Annotated in this window: 15 protein-coding genes, 1 pseudogene and 1 riboswitch; of the genes and pseudogenes, 11 read left to right on the top strand and 5 right to left on the bottom strand. The window is 28.2% G+C overall.

The features are described from left to right. The first annotated feature begins 100 nt into the window (after positions 1 to 100). From KGF38_RS00400 to KGF38_RS00390, 3 genes are all read left to right on the top strand, one after another. A complete protein-coding gene (locus KGF38_RS00400) occupies positions 101 to 1,489 on the top strand; it encodes a dihydrolipoyl dehydrogenase family protein (protein WP_074179861.1) in 1,389 nt (462 codons plus the stop codon). Between the two features lie 278 nt (positions 1,490 to 1,767). Further along, the gene (locus tag KGF38_RS00395) at positions 1,768 to 2,481 is read left to right on the top strand and encodes a DUF434 domain-containing protein (RefSeq protein WP_074179860.1); all 714 of its coding nucleotides are present in this window, start codon (positions 1,768 to 1,770) and stop codon (positions 2,479 to 2,481) included. A 136-nt stretch (positions 2,482 to 2,617) separates the two neighbouring features. Then, the gene (locus KGF38_RS00390) at positions 2,618 to 3,469 is read left to right on the top strand and encodes a L,D-transpeptidase family protein (protein WP_074179859.1); all 852 of its coding nucleotides are present in this window, start codon (positions 2,618 to 2,620) and stop codon (positions 3,467 to 3,469) included. Positions 3,470 to 3,649: 180 nt separating this feature from the next. Here the strand turns inward: KGF38_RS00390 and KGF38_RS00385 are convergent, their stop codons facing one another. Then, complete coding sequence (locus KGF38_RS00385; protein ID WP_074179858.1) at positions 3,650 to 4,795, bottom strand: iron-containing alcohol dehydrogenase; 1,146 nt, start codon at positions 4,793 to 4,795, stop codon at positions 3,650 to 3,652. A gap of 338 nt (positions 4,796 to 5,133) precedes the next feature. Then, positions 5,134 to 5,910: an IclR family transcriptional regulator gene (locus KGF38_RS00380; protein WP_054271531.1), complete on the bottom strand. Its 777-nt coding sequence runs from the start codon at positions 5,908 to 5,910 to the stop codon at positions 5,134 to 5,136. Between the two features lie 593 nt (positions 5,911 to 6,503). Here KGF38_RS00380 and KGF38_RS00375 point away from each other — a divergent pair. The 8 genes from KGF38_RS00375 (at position 6,504) to KGF38_RS00340 (ending at position 15,099) form a co-directional block, all read left to right on the top strand. Then, entirely contained in the window at positions 6,504 to 7,478 is a 975-nt protein-coding gene (locus KGF38_RS00375; RefSeq protein WP_074179857.1) for a 2-keto-3-deoxygluconate permease, read from the top strand. Positions 7,479 to 7,570: 92 nt separating this feature from the next. Beyond that, complete coding sequence (locus KGF38_RS00370) at positions 7,571 to 7,879, top strand: UxaA family hydrolase (protein ID WP_074179856.1); 309 nt, start codon at positions 7,571 to 7,573, stop codon at positions 7,877 to 7,879. 152 nt (positions 7,880 to 8,031) lie between these two features. Beyond that, positions 8,032 to 9,192 (top strand): UxaA family hydrolase, encoded by a 1,161-nt coding sequence (locus tag KGF38_RS00365; RefSeq protein ID WP_021385940.1) that lies wholly within the window; start codon positions 8,032 to 8,034, stop codon positions 9,190 to 9,192. 51 nt (positions 9,193 to 9,243) lie between these two features. After that, positions 9,244 to 10,146 carry a fumarylacetoacetate hydrolase family protein gene (locus tag KGF38_RS00360; protein WP_074179855.1) on the top strand — a complete coding sequence of 301 codons (903 nt, stop codon included), beginning with the start codon at positions 9,244 to 9,246 and terminating at the stop codon, positions 10,144 to 10,146. Positions 10,147 to 10,227: 81 nt separating this feature from the next. After that, positions 10,228 to 11,121: a dihydrodipicolinate synthase family protein gene (locus tag KGF38_RS00355; protein WP_074179854.1), complete on the top strand. Its 894-nt coding sequence runs from the start codon at positions 10,228 to 10,230 to the stop codon at positions 11,119 to 11,121. A 139-nt stretch (positions 11,122 to 11,260) separates the two neighbouring features. Then, a riboswitch (cobalamin riboswitch) is annotated at positions 11,261 to 11,445 on the top strand. Positions 11,446 to 11,671: 226 nt separating this feature from the next. Continuing rightward, complete coding sequence (locus KGF38_RS00350) at positions 11,672 to 12,802, top strand: ABC transporter substrate-binding protein (RefSeq protein WP_176702538.1); 1,131 nt, start codon at positions 11,672 to 11,674, stop codon at positions 12,800 to 12,802. 72 nt (positions 12,803 to 12,874) lie between these two features. Beyond that, positions 12,875 to 13,900 (top strand): FecCD family ABC transporter permease, encoded by a 1,026-nt coding sequence (locus tag KGF38_RS00345; protein ID WP_054271524.1) that lies wholly within the window; start codon positions 12,875 to 12,877, stop codon positions 13,898 to 13,900. A gap of 2 nt (positions 13,901 to 13,902) precedes the next feature. Further along, a complete protein-coding gene (locus KGF38_RS00340; RefSeq protein ID WP_074179852.1) occupies positions 13,903 to 15,099 on the top strand; it encodes an ABC transporter ATP-binding protein in 1,197 nt (398 codons plus the stop codon). Between the two features lie 83 nt (positions 15,100 to 15,182). On the opposite strand, the pseudogene KGF38_RS20295 reads toward KGF38_RS00340, so the two are convergent. From KGF38_RS20295 to KGF38_RS00325, 3 genes and pseudogenes are all read right to left on the bottom strand, one after another. Further along, positions 15,183 to 15,299, bottom strand: a pseudogene (locus tag KGF38_RS20295) (transposase); the annotation flags it as partial. A 311-nt stretch (positions 15,300 to 15,610) separates the two neighbouring features. Next, entirely contained in the window at positions 15,611 to 16,168 is a 558-nt protein-coding gene (locus KGF38_RS00330) for a hypothetical protein (RefSeq protein WP_074179851.1), read from the bottom strand. 6 nt (positions 16,169 to 16,174) lie between these two features. Beyond that, positions 16,175 to 17,185, bottom strand: a complete 1,011-nt coding sequence (locus tag KGF38_RS00325) for a hypothetical protein (protein WP_074179850.1) — start codon at positions 17,183 to 17,185, stop codon at positions 16,175 to 16,177. Positions 17,186 to 17,580: the final 395 nt, after the last annotated feature.

Below are 17,580 nucleotides of genomic sequence, written 5' to 3'. Positions count from 1 at the left end.
TCAAATCAATTTAAGGTTACAAAAAAGTGCCTAATTGTACTACCTAGATAATCTTGTTATAGTAAAAGTATAAATAATACAAGAAGGGGTTGAAAATTATATGAAAAAAACATTTGATGCAATAATAATGGGATTTGGAAAAGGTGGAAAAACATTAGCAGGAGATTTAGCAAATAAAGGCTTAAAAGTAGCTTTAATAGAAAAATCAAATAAGATGTATGGTGGAACATGTATAAATGTGGCATGTATACCAACTAAAAGTTTAGAAAACTCGGCAAACAGTGTAAAAGCGAAACATATAAGTTCTTGGGAAGAAGCTCAAGCTGAATATGAGAAAGCTATAGATAAAAAAGAAACTTTAATTACAAAACTTAGAGAAGTTAACTATAATAAATTAAATTCAAATGATAATGTAACTATATTCACAGGAATGGGAACTTTTATTGATGAAAATACAGTTCAAGTTAAAACTGAAAATGAAGTTTATGAGTTAGTGGCAGACAAGATATTTGTTAATACTGGTTCAAGACCATTTATACCTAATATTAAAGGTGTGGAAAATAAAAATGTAGTATATGATAGTGAGTCTCTTATGAATCTAAGGACTCTACCTAAAAAAATGACAATCATAGGAGCTGGCTTTATAGGTCTAGAGTTTGCAGGTATTTACAGTTCATTTGGAGCAGAAGTTACAATATTAAATTCTAATAATGGTATTTTACCAAATGAAGATACTGAGGATTCAGAAGAAATAATAAAACTACTTGAAAAGAGAAATGTAAAAATTATAAATAATACAAAGATAAAAGAAATTAAAGAAGTTTCTAACTTAGCTATAGTAGAGTATGAAATAGAAGGTAAATTACAGGAATTAACAAGCGATATGATACTTGTAGCCACAGGAAGAAAGGCAAATACTGAGGGGTTAGGACTAGAAAATGCAGGTATAGAATTAAATGAAAGGGGATTTATTAAAGTATCAGATACTCTTAAGACTAACAAAGAGCATATATGGGCTATAGGAGATATAAATGGAGGTCCACAATTTACTTATATTTCACTAGATGACTATCGTATAATTATTAATCAATTATTTGGAGATAAGACTAGAAGCAATAGTGATAGAAAAAATATACCAAATTCTATATTTATAAGCCCAGCATTTTCAAGAGTTGGTCTTAATGTTAAACAAGCTAAGGAAAAAGGATATGAAGTATTAGTAGCAAAGATGCCAGTCGAAGCGATTCCAAGAGCTAAGCAAATCGGTAAGACAGATGGTTTTATAAAGATTGTGATTGATAAAAAATCAAATAAGATACTTGGAGCTACTATGATATGTGAAGATTCAAGTGAGATTATCCACTTAATTCAATTAGCTATAGATTTAGAAGTAGAGTACACATATTTAAGAGACCGTGTTTATGCACATCCAACTATGACAGAAGCTCTTAATGATGTTCTATCTCCTAATATGATAAAAGAAGTATAATCATAAATTTAAATATATAAAGCCTAAAATTATCATTATAAATAGATTTTATAAAAAGGATACTATAATAAATTACTAATAGTATCCTTTTTGTATTGTAAAGTTATAAATGTACTATAGAAATTATTATTTTGTATTATAAACTGGAATTAAACGATATAATTTAAGTATGGGATAACTTAAATGGATAATATAATAGTATCAAAAATATTTTAAAAGAGTAAGTTTATCATACTTAAGATATTAGAGCAATGTTTAAAATAGGGAGGTGAAATCATATGAATAAAGTATCTAAAAGAGGGTTTGATGAGAATGATAAGAGATGGTTTTCAAGTAGTGAATTAGTAAGGCTTATAAAGGCTAAGGAAGAAATAGAATGGTTAATAAATAGAGATTATAAAATAGACCCAGTTGTTACTTTTGTTGGAGATAGGTATCAGTTTTCCATAAGACAAAGAGATGCACTAAAAAGGGCAGTATGCACTGAAGAAAAAAATATAATAAGACAGTCAAAAAAACTTTCTCTAGATAAAATCAAAGAAGGACTTATAAATATAGATGGTTTTAATTTAATAATAGCTATAGAAGTAGCATTATCTGGTGGAACTTTAGTAATAGGTAGTGATGGTAATATGAGAGACTTAGCAGGGCTTAGGGGGACATATAAGATTATAGATAAAACAGAAGAAGCCTTAAAGTTGATAGGAGAATTTTTTAATAAATACAATGCACAAAAAATTAGATTTTATCTAGATTCTCCAGTTTCTAATTCAGGAAATTTAAAGTATAAGATACTGGAGTATGCTAAAATATGGGGAATTGAAACTGAGGTAGAGCTAGTAAAAAATGCAGATGTCGTATTAGAAAAATTAGATAGAGTAGTTAGTAGTGATGCAGTTATAGTTGATAAATGCATAAGCTATTTTAATATTGCTAGAGGTATAATTGAAGAATATATTAAGGATTGTAATATTGTGAATTTAAATAAATAGATAAATATAAGTGAGAAAAAACCAGTCTGTATATAGCAATATTATCAGTAATACAAGTAAAGTTTGAAAATAGGAGAACGAATACATATCGAATTTCATAAAATGTTGTAAAAAGACATATGAGAGGATGGTATGTGTGAAGCTAACTAAAATAAATATTAAAAAATATAGAACACCTATATATAAATATGCTTTAGTAAATGTAAATTTGAGGTCCGGCAAATCTACAAATTCAAGTATTATAACTGTAATACCTCAAGGAGCAAAAATGGAGGTATTAGATGAAGAAGATGAATGGATTAAAGTAATGTATAATTCTCAAGAAGGGTATGTATATAAGGACTTAGTATCAGTAAGCGAATATACTTGGAGTAACTTAAATTTAAGAGAAGACAAATCTACGACTTCAAATATAATTACAGTAATTCCCGAAAAATCTAGGGTCGAAGTTTTAGAAATAGATGGGGATTGGAGTAAAGTTGTATATGATGACAAAATAGGATATGTTTTTAATTATTTCTTATCAACTGATGGAAATAAACCTAATGAGTTAGATTATAAGTATTTTTATACTGATATGACTAAATTTGTTAACGAAAATAATATTAAAAGCACGAGTGACTATCTAATTGTGACAGACCTTAGAAATAAATATACTTATATTTTTAAGAAAGATAATGGAAGTTGGGGTCAACTTTATAAGTGGCAATGTACTATAGGGAAACCTGAAACTCCAACTATAACAGGGACATTTTATATAAGTGGAAGAAAACCTTCTTTTGGGACAGATGAATATTCGGTTAAGTACGCTACTAGAATTAAAGGTGGATATTATTATCATTCGGTATTATACGATTCGACAGGTAGCTATATAATAGATGGTAGACTTGGTGAAGCTCTTAGTCATGGTTGTATAAGATTGAATACAGAAAATGCAAAATGGATATACGATAATATACCAGATACAACAACAGTCATAATTCATTAATAAAATATTTGATTTGTTAATTAAGAGCTAAGATTCTTAATTAATAATAGTATATGTTAGTATTTGATAAGAATTACGATTTGAAAGATGTAGTAAGAGAGTGCCAATAATAAAATAATTGTATTTTGAGGCACTCCCTTATAAGTATATATAATTAATTTATGGGGGAGGTTGTTATAATTAAGATATTTTCATAAATAATTCTATAAGTTTATCCTTGTCAAAGAAAACAGGATTAGCTCCAGCACATGCATCTTTCATAGAGTTTTCTGCAAGTAACTCAAAATTAGGATTATCAACACCTACATCTTTTAGAGATTTTGGGATTCCTACTTCTTCAGAAAGAGCTTTTATTTTATTTATTACAAAGTCAACACACTCTTTATCTGACTTATTATGTACATCCATTCCAATAATCTCAGCGATTGGACGGAATTTAGAAGGAGCAGATTTAGCATTTTCTTCTTCAACTATTGGAAGTAGCATGGCATTACATACTCCATGAGGTAAATCATATAAACCTCCTAATTGATGGGCCATGGCATGTACATTACCAAGTCCTGCATTACTAAATGCAATTCCATTTAAGAAACAAGCGTAACACATTTGTTCTCTAGCTTCTATGTCATTACCATTTTTAACAGCTCTTGGAAGGTATTTAAATATCTGTTTTATAGAATATAAAGCTGTTGAATCTGTAACATCATAAGCTCCATTAGCCACTACAGCTTCTATAGCATGAGTTAAAGCATCCATACCAGTTGCTGCAGTTAAATTAGATGGTTTACTAATCATTAATTCTGGGTCATTTACTGTCATTGTAGCTAATGAATTGGTATCAACCATTATCATTTTTACATGTCTGTCTTCATCAGTTATAACATAGTTTATTGTAACTTCAGCAGAAGTACCAGCAGTAGTAGTTATGGCTACAATAGGAAGACATTTTTTAGAAGTTTTGTTGACACCTTCATAATCCCTAATATCTCCTCCATTAGTAGCTAATATAGAAATGGCCTTACCACAGTCTTGTGGAGAACCTCCTCCTATAGTAATAATAAAATCACAATTTTCTGACTTTAATATTTCAAGCCCTTTATTTACATTAGTTACAGTTGGATTTTGTTTAACTTCATCATAAACAACAAAATCTACACCTATCTGAGATAGAATATCTGTTACTTTTTTTACAGTACCGTTTGAAACTAGAAATTTATCACTAACAACAAATGCTTTTTTAGTTCCCAGTGATTTAATTGAATCTTTAGCTTCATTAAGACACCCTTTTCCAAGTAAATTTATTGGTGGTACATAATAAATGCTCATAACTAAAATCTCCTTTTATTTTAAATTGATTTTTATATAAGAAATGTATATCTAATAATCTTTCTTTAGCTTGTTTATCATATAATTATGCCTTAGATTAATACATATATATGAGTTCTTATATAGGAATTTAATTCGTAAATACGATTATGATTAGAATTTAACATAGTATTTTTATCATGTCAACAAAAAAATAAAAACTATCATAAAAAAACAAAGCTACTGTAGTTAAATCAGTAGCTTTGTTTTTTATTGTATAAATCAAATAAATATGCCAGTTTAAAATAGAATCTTTAATTATTACAATTTTCAATATATCGTATCTGTGAAATATTAACTTAATTTATTATAATATCTTCATTGCGTTCTTCCATCATAGATTGAATATTTTTCTGAGCATTTAAAAGTAATTCTTTTATCAGTTCTATTTTTTCTTCATTAGCTCTAAATAATGGTAGTGTTACACTAACAGCAGCTCTTATACATCCATTTTTTCTTATTGGTACAGCAAGACATTTTAGATGTTGCATTGATTCTTCACATTCTGAAGCTATTTGTGTTTTTTTAACTTCAAGAAGTTGCTCATATAAAACATCAAAGTCTGTAATTGATTTTTCTGTAAAGCCTTTTAAACCATCTGGATATAAACTTATTAGTGTTTCCTTATCAAAATCACATAAAAGAGCTTTTCCAAGACCTGTACAATTAGCAGGTATTTTTTTACCAACATAAGAAATAAGTCTAATTGGTTCTGGCGAATCTACTTTACCAACATAAAGGACTTCATTGTTGTCAAGTATACCAAGCTGGCAAGTTTCAGAACAAGAATTAACTATATTAGTCATTTCTTCAATTACATAATTGAAAATAGTTCTTTTTTCAAAGAATGAAGAACCTAATGTGTAAGAACGTATCCCTATAGAGTATTTGGATGTATTTTTGTCAATAGTAATATATTTTCTAGCACTAAGTGTATGAACTATAGGAAAGATGCTACTTTTTGGAGCATTAATAGCATCTGCTATTTCTGTAAGAGTATATCCGTTTTCGGATTCAGCTAATGCTTCTAAAATATCTAATATCCTAGCTGTCGGGCGATGATTATCTGAAGTCATAAATTTCCCCCCTCTTTTTATTAATTTAAAGTATTAGAATATGTTGATTTTAGCACACTATGTGATATTTTACAATGTGGAAAATAAATATGTAAATTTGTACATGAAGAAGCTATTGATTTAAGGACTGATAGATATTTTTTAGAAGATTATAAATTAATAATTATATTAATTTCCAAAATATACCTAAAGAAAGTTGGTGATATTTAGTTATATAATTTAAGAGAATCTATTTAATAGCTATATTTTGTATAGATATATCAAAATATTATGAATTGTATCTTATAATTTGTGTGTCATTTCAATTATGTAAAAAATTTTGTATATTTTAGTAATCTATATTTTTTAGTGCTTTGTATTTTTGCATATAATGAAGCTATTTGATAATACATAATATATTGTCAGATAATTTGAAAAAATTTTGACAAAAATTTATTTTTTTTATTGACTCATAAATAGGAAAATGCTATCATTAATTCAAAGATTCGTAAATAAAAACTTAGTTCTTAAATACGAACCGAAACGGCCGTTAGAATTAAAGCTAAAAATTTAATAAGAGTAATTAAATATCATGTTTTAGGAGGAGTAACTTTATGATAATGGATTTTATTAAAAAAATTCCTGCAGGTATGATGATAGTTCCAATGTTTATAGCAGCTTTCATTAATACATTTTGCCCAGATATTGTGCAAATAGGTTCATTTACAACTGCAGTATTTTCAAGCGTTGGGTCTGCAACTATAATTGGAGTTCAGCTAGTGTGTTTGGGAACTCAACTTCAATTTAGAGAAATGCCAAAAGTTTTAAAAAGAGGTGGAATCCTTCTTGGTTCAAAATTTGCTATAGGTGCTTTAATAGGTATATTTATAGGTAAACTATTTGGAATGGATGGAGTACTTGGTCTTACAACATTAGCTGTTATAAGTGCAGTTACAAATAGTAATGGTAGTATATATCTTTCATTGATGACTTCATATGGAGACGAAACAGATTGTGCAACTATGAGTTTACTTACTTTAAATGATGGACCATTTTTTACATTAATAGCTCTTGGGACTTCAGGTCTTGCAAATGTACCTTTGTTGTCTTTATTGGCTGCAATAGTACCAATACTTGTTGGTATGATAATAGGTAATTTTGATAAAAAAATGAAAGAATTTTTAGAGCCAGGATGTAACTTGCTTGTACCTTTTGTAGGATTTGCGCTAGGTAGTAGCATAAATCTTGCAAGTATACTAAAAGGAGGCTTATCAGGAGTACTACTTGGATTAATATCTGTGTTTGTAGGAGGTATATTTATAGTATTCTGTGATAAATTTATAGGAAAACGTCCAGGATATGCAGGGTGGGCTGTAGCTACAACTGCTGGAAATGCAATTGCCGTACCTGCTGCTGTTGCATTAGTTGACCCATCATGGCAACCATATGTTGCAACAGCAACAACTCAAGTAGCAGCAGCAGTAGTTGTCACTGCGATATTAGTACCTCTTATAACTAGTTGGTGGGCTAAGAAGTATGGGTGTCCTAAGTTCCCAAAACAAAAAGAGGATGGAACAATAGTAGCTTAATATTACATAGTTTACTATTTAAATAGTAAACTCTCTAATTAGATTTTAGGATATTAATAAAACTATATTATTTACAAAGGAGAATAAGAATAATGATAAATGCAGTGATAATTGATGAAAAAGATAATGTTGCAGTAGCTATTGAAGCAATAGGTAAGAATAGCGAAATTAGTTTTAAATTAAAAGATAAAACAGTAAAAACAATTACAGCACTAGATGATATAACTATTTATCATAAATTGGCTATAAAAGACATGGCTGAAGGCGATAAGGTTACTAAGTATGGAGAACATATAGGAGAAGCAAATCAGGAAATAAAAATTGGTCAGCATGTACATATCCATAATGTTAGAAGTGTTAGAGAAGATTTGGATGAACAAGCTATGGCTAGTATAAAATAATTCTTTTAAGTTTATAGAAGTTAAATTCATTGTTTTTTACTATTTAATAATTGTCAAATATGATTTTAAATATTTGATTAGTAAGTGTAATAAAAAGTTATAATACATAAAAATTACGGAAGGTATATAGATTATTTTAGGAGGAAATCAGTATGAAATTTTATGGATATAAAAGACCCGATGGAAGAGTTGGTATAAGAAACCACATATTAGTATTACCTACTAGTGTTTGTGCATCAGATACAACTAGAATAATAGCATCTCAAGTTCAAGGAGCAGTTACTTTTAATAATCAAAATGGATGTTCACAAGTAAATTCAGACCAACAATTGACTATGGATGTCATGGCTGGATATGCAGCAAATCCAAATGTATATGGGGTAATAGTTGTATCTTTAGGATGTGAGAATTGTCAAAATGATTTGGTAGTTGATGCAATAAAAGAGAGAACAAACAAACCAATAAAAACTCTTGTAATACAAGAAGAACATGGGACTTTGAAAACTATAGAAAAGGCTGTTCGTTATGCTAGAGAAATGGCTCAAGAGGCATCTTTACTCAGAAAAGAAGAATTTCCAATATCTGAAATTATACTAGGAACTGAGTGTGGAGGGTCTGACCCAACAAGTGGATTAGCAGCAAATCCACTAATAGGTGAATTAAGTGATAGACTTGTTGATTTAGGAGCAACATCAATTTTAAGTGAAACTACTGAATTTATAGGAGCAGAGCATATATTAGCTAGAAGAGCAGTAAATGAAGAAGTAAAAGAAAAAATATTACATATAGTACATAGGTATGAAAATTCGTTAAAATTAGTTGGAGAAGAGGTTAGAGAAGGAAATCCATCTCCTGGAAATATAGCTGGTGGATTGACAAGCCTTGAAGAAAAATCACTAGGTTGTATACATAAAGGTGGTCATAGACCAATAAGTGAAGTATATGATTATGCTAAACAAATTGATAAAAAAGGTCTTGTTATAATGGATACACCTGGAAATGATGCTTCATCTGTTGCTGGTATGGTTGCAGGAGGGGCTCAAATAGTAGTATTTAGTACAGGTAGAGGAACTCCATCAGGAAATCCAATAGCTCCAGTGATAAAGATAACTGGAAACAAAATAACTTTTGCAAATATGGAAGATAATATGGACTTTGATGCCAGTCCAGTTATATATGGTCCACAAACAATGGAAGAATTGACAGATGATTTATTAAACATGATTGTAGATGTAGCAAATGGAAAGCAATCAAAAGCAGAGTCTCTTGGATATACTGAAATGGCAATAGCTAGAGTATGTAACTATGTATAAGATTTAAGTAAAAGACTGAATATATATAGAATTTTAATAAAGGGTGAGATTATGAAGTTTGTCAGTTTTACTAAAGGAAAAAATGAATGTAAAAGGATAGGTTTTTTTTCTAAAGATGAATTATTTATTATAGACATTAATTCCTTAAATATTAGCAAATCTTTTAAAGATTTAAATGATTTAATTCAAAATATATCTCAAGACGATATTATAAGGATAAAAAGTATTATAAAGGAAGATAGATTCCACAATTATGATGTTTTTAAAAGAGAAGAATGTATTATACATGTTCCGATAGAAAAACCTATACATGATATTTTATGTGTGGGAGTGAACTATAAAGACCATCTTGAAGAAACTCAAACTCACTTTGATAATAGTTTTGAAGAACCTCAAAAAACAGTTTATTTTACAAAACGTGTAACAAAAGCGATAGGTCCAGAAGATGAGATAGATGGTCATTTTAATATAAATAGTCAATTAGACTATGAAGTTGAACTTGGAGTAGTAATAGGTAAAACAGGTGTTAATATTAAAAAAGAAGAGGTCGAAGATTATATCTTTGGGTACACTGTTATAAATGATATTTCTGCTAGAAAGTTACAAAAAGAGCATGTTCAGTGGTTTAGAGGAAAGGGATTAGATACATTTACATCTTTAGGCCCATGTATCTTACATAAAAGTGAAATTTCTTTTCCTGTAAAACTTAAGGTATGTAGTAGAGTAAATGGTGAAGAAAGACAAAATTCTAATACAAGATTATTCATATCAGACATTTCAGACATAGTTTCAGAACTTTCAAAGGGGATGACTTTAGAGGCTGGAGATATTATAGCTACAGGTACACCTTCTGGAGTTGGTATGGGTTTTTCGCCCCCTAGATATATGAGTAGTGGAGATGTAATTGAATGTGAGGTTGAAAGTATTGGAATTTTAAGAAATTACATTAAATAAATGTTTTAATATAGGTAATGTTAAGGCAAAACCTGAATGTATTAAATGAACATATTAAAATAAATTTTAGGAGTTTAAATTATGAAAGCAGAATTTTTGACACCAGTGGTTACAATATTTGATGAAGAAGGAAATTTAGATAAAGAAGGAAATAAGAAAGTCTATGACCATCTTATAGATGGAGGTGTAGATGGTCTAGTTATAATGGGAAGTACTGGAGAGTTCTTTAATATGTCTATGGATATGCAAAAAGAACTTATAGATTTAGTAATTAGTCATGTTAATAAGAGAGTAAAAGTGTTTATAGGTACAAGTCGTATGAGTATAAAAGAGTCTATAGAGCTTTCAAATTATGCACATAATAGTGGAGCTGATGGAGTTATGATAATAAGCCCTTATTATTTCTCTCTTGATGATGACAGTATTGAGTTGTTTTATAGTGAAATAGCTAAAAATACAGAAGCTGAAATATATCTATATAATTATCCAGATAGAACTGGCTATGATTTGAGTCCAGAACTTACATTAAGACTTGTAAGAAAACATAAAAATATAGTTGGTTATAAGGATACAGTAACTTTAATGGGGCATACTAGAGATTTAATAAATACTATGAAAGCAGAGTTCCCAAATTTTAAGATATATAGTGGTTATGACGAAAACTTTATACATAATCTAATGTCTGGGGGAGCAGGTTGTATAGGAGGTTTATCAAATTTAATTCCAGAAGTTTGTTCAAAATGGGCAGAAGCTTATAATAATAGAGATATGGATAAGGTTATAGAAATTCAAAAATATATCAACAAAGCAATGGATTTTTATTTAATAACAAACCCATTTATACCAGCAATGAAAAAAGCTCTGAATATAAGGGGATTACAAGTAAGTGATTATATGACTGCTCCTTTTACAAAACCAAATGAAAATCAAGTATGTGAGATTAAAAAATTAATGAATGAATTAAATATATGTTAACTGCTTAATTAGATATATAGTAAAAAACAAAGAGTGTTTTAAAATGATTTTTATAGTCATTTTGGGCACTCTTTATTTTATATGTTAAATCAACCTTGCAAAGTTGCCAACAATAAACTACAATTATCTTAATAAAAATTAAATTAAATAATACTAGGGTACTAGATTAGTTTAATAGGGAAAGTGATGCAAGTTCACTACAGCCCCCGCTACTGTATACGGATACGAAATCAAAATCCACTGAGATTTATATGAAAAATTTTGGGAAGGGTGATAGAGGAAAAGCCGTGAGTCAGGAGACCTGCCCAGTATTACATAGGTTCAATTTAGGGTGGAAATTGTAATTTATAATAAAATGAAATATCAATTCATTTTTTGTAAAATTGATATATAAACTTCTCCTTTCTAAATTAGGAGAAGTTTTTTATTTTATTAAAAGGTTATAATTATTAAAGATGACTTTAATATAATTTTAATGAGATATATTTTAGAAATATATGTTATTAAAATTTTTAACCACTTATAAAAATAAAATATTGGAGTGAAAGAGATGAAATTTAAAGTAAATGTTTTAAAGCAATTTTTTCTAAGTATTATGATAGTTCTTTTAGTAGGAGGTCTTATAGGATGTAGTAAAAATGATAAAGAGAATGCACAAGTTAGTAGCGGTAAGAAGTTAGAATTAAAATATGCAAGTGGATTTAGTGTTGAAGACTTAGAGAATGGAATTAAAAAAGTAACTGATGGAGATAAAAGAGAACTGATTTTAATCCCTAAAAAAATTGAAGTTCCTGAAAAGTATAAAAATGCTAATATAGTTAGAACACCTGTAGATAATGTATTAATAGCATCTACAACACAAGCCTGCTCTCTAAGAACAATAGGTGAGCTAAATAGCATAAAAGCAGTAACAACAGAGGAACAGTATTGGACTATCAAAGAAATTAAAGATTTGATGAAGGATGGAAAGATACATTATGTTGGTTCAAACTTAGCACCAGATTATGAAAAAATAGTAGACTTAAATCCTGATTTAACTATAGTTAGTAGTGGTCTATCAGAAGCTGATACAAAATTTATTGATAAACTAAAAGAATTAGGACTTAACTATGTTGTAGATAATGAATACAAAGAGCAAAACCCATTTGGAAGAATGGAATGGACAAGTTTAATAGCTGCGTTTTATGATAAAGAAGATATAGCCACTAGTGAATTGAATAAAACAGTACAAAAGATAGAAGAAGTAAGTAAAAAGATAAAAAACAAGAACAAGCCTAAGGTAGTATGGGCATCTGTATATGAAGGAAATGCTTATGTAGCACCTAAAGATTCATATGTAGATAATATGATAAGAATGGCAGGTGGAATAAATGCATGTGCTTCAATGGATTCAAATGAAGGAAGAGTGAGTATTGAACAACTACATGAAGTTGCAAAGGATGCAGATATATTTGTATACTCATCAAGCTCAGATTATGCACCAAACTTAGAGTCTATAAAATCTAGTGCACCTGTATTGGCTGATTTGGATGTTGTAAAAAATGGTAACTTGTGGGTATTTGCTCCAGATTATTATCAATCAGTAGATAAGACTGATGAATTAATAGTAGATTTAGTTGAGATGTTTCATCCAGGTACTACAGGTGAAAAAATTAAACATTATATAAATTATGATAAATAATATATAATACGACACTAAAAGATGAGTTTTATGGATTTTAGTTAATATAGATTTGTTAAGAGGGGTATATAAATGGATTTTATTAATAAAATGAGAATAAAGAATACTACAATATTTATAGGACTAATTATAGGCATGATACTTACTTTTTTAGTGTGTGTAGCATTTGGCTCTGTAAAAATTGAGTTTAAAGAAATAATAGATGTTGTATTAAGAGGTATGGATAATACAGAACATTATAAAATAATATACAACATAAGGATTCCAAGAGTACTTGCAACTATGGTGGGTGGAGCTTGTTTAGCAGTATCAGGAATTTTACTACAGATATTTTTTAAGAATCCAATAGTTGAACCATATATATTAGGTGTATCTTCAGGCTCTACTTTATCAGTAGCACTTATGATTTTAGGTGGATATACATTAGGATTTGAAAATATAACTTCAATGAGTATATTTGTAGCAGCATTTATAGGAGCTTTGATTGTAATGTCTGTAGTCATTTTATTTGCAAGTAAGGTAAAGAATATAACAACTCTTTTAATAATAGGAATTATGACTGGATATGTATGTAGTGGTATAACTAATGTACTACAATCATTTGCAAATAGTGAAAAATTAAAAGAATTTACTGTTTGGTCGATGGGAAGTTTTTCTGGATTTACTTGGGAAAAAGTAGAGATACTTATACTGATTGGTATGTTAGGTCTTTTAATGAGTATCTTTATAATAAAACCTCTAAATGCTTTTTTATTAGGAGAAGAGTATGCTAAAAGTATTGGTATAAATATAAAATTTTTTAGATTTTTGGTAGTATTTATATCTAGTATACTAGCAGCAATAGTATCAGCATTTGCAGGTCCTATAGGATTTATTGGACTTGCAGTACCACAAATTTCAAAACTGATATTTAAGACATCAGATAATAGAGTGCTAATACCAGTGGTAATCTTTTTAGGAGGTATAGTTACAGCTCTTTGTGATTTGATATCAAGAGTAATTTTGTCACCAGTAGAGTTACCAATAAGTACAATAACATCTTTATTAGGAGCACCAATTGTAGTAATGCTATTGATGAAAAGGAAGGACAGGGCTTAGGTATGTTGAAAACTAATAATTTAAGTGTGGGATATAATAAAAAAGTAGTTGTGAGTGATATAAATATAGAGGTAAAAAATGGAGAAATATTATGCCTTTTAGGAAGTAATGGTGCTGGAAAAACTACTATATTAAGGTCTTTATCTAAACTTATAACACCAATAAAAGGGGATATATATCTAAATGACATAGATATAAATCATATATCAAGAAAAGCATTATCGAAAAAAATGGCTTTAGTGCTTACAAATAGATTATTAGGTGATTTAATGACTGTACAAGATATAGTTAATATAGGAAGATATCCATATACAGGTTTTTTTGGTAGTCTATCTAAAAAAGATTTAATAATGGTAGATGAAGCATTAGAATCTGTAGATGCATTGCACTTAAAAAAAAGATATTTTGATGAACTAAGTGATGGAGAAAAACAAAAAGTATTAGTTGCAAGAGCTTTAGTTCAAGAGCCAGAAATCATTATATTGGATGAGCCTACAACTCACTTAGACATAAAGCATAGGTTAGAGCTTATAAATATACTAAAAAAATTAAGTAAGGAAAAATCAATTTCAGTAATACTTTCATTGCATGAAATAGATATAGCATTAAAAAGTTGTGATAAAGTTGCTCTTATAAAGAATAATAAAGTCATAGCTTATGGTCAGCCTGAAGATGTAGTGGATGAAGATATTATAAATTCACTTTATGAATTGGATGATAAAAACTTTAATAGTCTATTAGGTTCAGTAGAGATTAGTAATAAATCTAAAAATGAAGTTTTTATAATTGGCGGAGGTGGTAAGGCTACACCAATTTATAGAGCTTTTACTAAAAAGGGTATAGGTTTATATTCTGGAATAATACATGAAAATGATGTTGATTATGAAATTGGTAGAACTATGGGCATAAAGATGTTTACAGAAAAGCCATTTGAACCAATAAGTGATGAGAGTTTCGATTTGGCTATTAGAAATTTAAATGATTCTAAGATTATAATAGATACAGGATTTCGTGTAGGAGAAACAAATAAAAAAAACATAGACATTATAAAAGAGGCTTTAAAATTGGATAAAAAAGTGTATTCATTTAGAACAATAGATGAGAGTAAGAAGTATTATAATGAGCTGAGTAATAATATAGAATATATAGATAAAGTTTCAAAAATTATGGATAGTATCAGCATGAACAATTTTCTATAGATTGTAAGATAAATTTTAATTTTAAACTAGAAAATTTATAAAAGAGTATCTTAATAGTTTTAAATACTATGGATACTCTTTTTTTAAGTCTGGAAATATTTATGTGTATCATTTTCATAGTTTCTAATTATCTCCGGTTCAAAATCTCCATTTCGGTCTCTTGGAATATTTAAAATCATTTCTCCAAAATCTGATTTAACACTTTTATTTCTAGAGTTTTTAGTATTTTTGTTCTTATTATCATAACCTAAATGGTCATCAAACTATGCTTCTAACATTTGATGAGTTTTACTTGCCAATAAATCTTTTAGTATATCTTGAATATCTGTAGTTGTTTTTACATCATATTTTTCAATAAGTTTTTTAATATTTTATTTTTGTTAAACATAAAAAGTGTGCACCTTCCTTTGTATAGTGATATTTAATAGTTTTAATTATCATCACTTTTTAGAAGAATACACACTTTATTTTAAAGACTCCTTCACTCTAATTAGAATGAAGTCTTATTTCATTATTTGTTGGAATTTTCTTTTTTATTAATATAGGATAAATAATAACTATCATCAAAAATAATTAATATACATTCTAAAATTATTATAAAATTTCCAACTCCATAAACAGTCCAATATTCTTTAAATAGATAATCTCCATTGAATATTCTATTTACAAGAGGTGCTGAAAAATAGATAGTCCCAAATATAGATATTAATATCATAATTGACATAAATAATATATTGTTTAAGAACTTGTGTCTTTTTTCTCCTCTCTTTAGAGAAAGAACTAAAACTAATACGGATATCGCAGAAGGAGAATATTTAATATAAATATCATAATAATCCTCAATATGGATTTGAATAAAAAGCTCTACAAGTACATGAATTGCTACTGTTGAAAGAATTATGGTTGATAATATGTTGCCTTGTTTAATTTTTTTCTTTAATTTAAATTCATTAACTTTATTTTCAAAACTTTTCTGACATATATTTTCATTAGACTTTAAGACTGATTTACATTTAGGACATACAGTTGTATTATCATCAAATTCTAAATCACAATTTTCACAATACATAAGTATTTATACCTTTTTTTCCATATACATTCCATTCTCTTCCATCCATAAGTTAAATCTTTCTGCTTTTCTTGCACTTCTAGAATATTGTAGTGCAGCATAATTAGCCTTATCAAATATGTCCTTAATAACCATGCTATATAAGTTCACTTCTGCCAACATTGTCATAACTGGAGGAGTAAATGTTAGTGCTGAGAATACTAATCCAAGTACCATGTATCCTATTTGTTCATTATAATCCTTATATTTAATTTTCATACTACCTTGTACATCTTCAATTATAGCTTCAGGAGTATCATGTTTAGAATATGCATCTTTAAAAAATATAAACATATCATTTTCTACCATAGCCTTTACAGATTGTAAATCTATTTCAAATGATTTTATATCAGTCATTGTTTTAACTACTGAAGCTTTTTCTTTAGTAAGCGTTGTATATAGTGAAGGTAAATCACCTTTTAATGCTATTAAATTTGTTATAACTGAACGCATAGAATTAGCACTTCTAAAAGCAGAGCCTCTACTTAAATATCTGTCATAAGCTTCTCTGTCATATTTAGTTATATATGTACATAAACCTTCTTCATAATTATTTCCTTCAAAATCTACAAAGTGAGATAAATACATGTATACTACCTCATCATTATACTTTGGTGCTCCTACTTCTTGATTTTTTCTAGCTGCTGACATTGCATATGATAATTGACTTGCATTAGTCGTATGTTTAATGGGTTCTTTACTATAAGTCTTAGGGAAATCCATATTTTTTTCTAAATATGAATTACATTTTTGTATGAAATTACTTCCTTTAGGTGTCAAATCTTTTAATTCACCAACTGAGATACCAATATCTTTTAATGCATTACTGTATTCCTCTGATGCAGTAAGTACATCTGCAACAGTGTTCATATCCATATCTGAAGATTTTGCAGATACAGCATATGAATTTACTGTTGTTGATACAAGAAAAGTAGTTGCTAGTGTTAAACTTAATACCTTTGATTTAGTTTTTTTCATTTGTTTTCCCCCTCAATATATATTTAATTAAAGTTAGAATATTCTTGAAATTCTAACTAAAATTCAAAAGGATTTTATGAATGATATTGTAGTGATAATATGATTTATATAAAAGGACTGGCCATAGATTTAAGAGTGATAATTTAAGAAATACATTCTATACAAGTAGTATAACATAAAAAATTAAAGTAAGGAATGTATAAAAAAAATAATATATAAATGTAAATTAATGTAATGATTTATATTTATCAGATTAAAACAATTAATATAATATTTTAAATCTGATAAATATTGAGCCTCTATATTCGCTTTTAAGACTTTGTAAAAATTAGTGACTATATTTTCAAACCTAATGTCATGTTTTGAAGCATTTACAAATATTTCAATATATCTGA

The organism is Clostridioides sp. ZZV14-6387 (genome assembly GCF_020657835.1).
Classification (GTDB): domain Bacteria; phylum Bacillota; class Clostridia; order Peptostreptococcales; family Peptostreptococcaceae; genus Clostridioides; species Clostridioides difficile_A.
The sequence above is the reverse complement of the archived record's forward strand: the minus strand, read 5'-3'. Positions and strand labels throughout refer to the sequence as shown.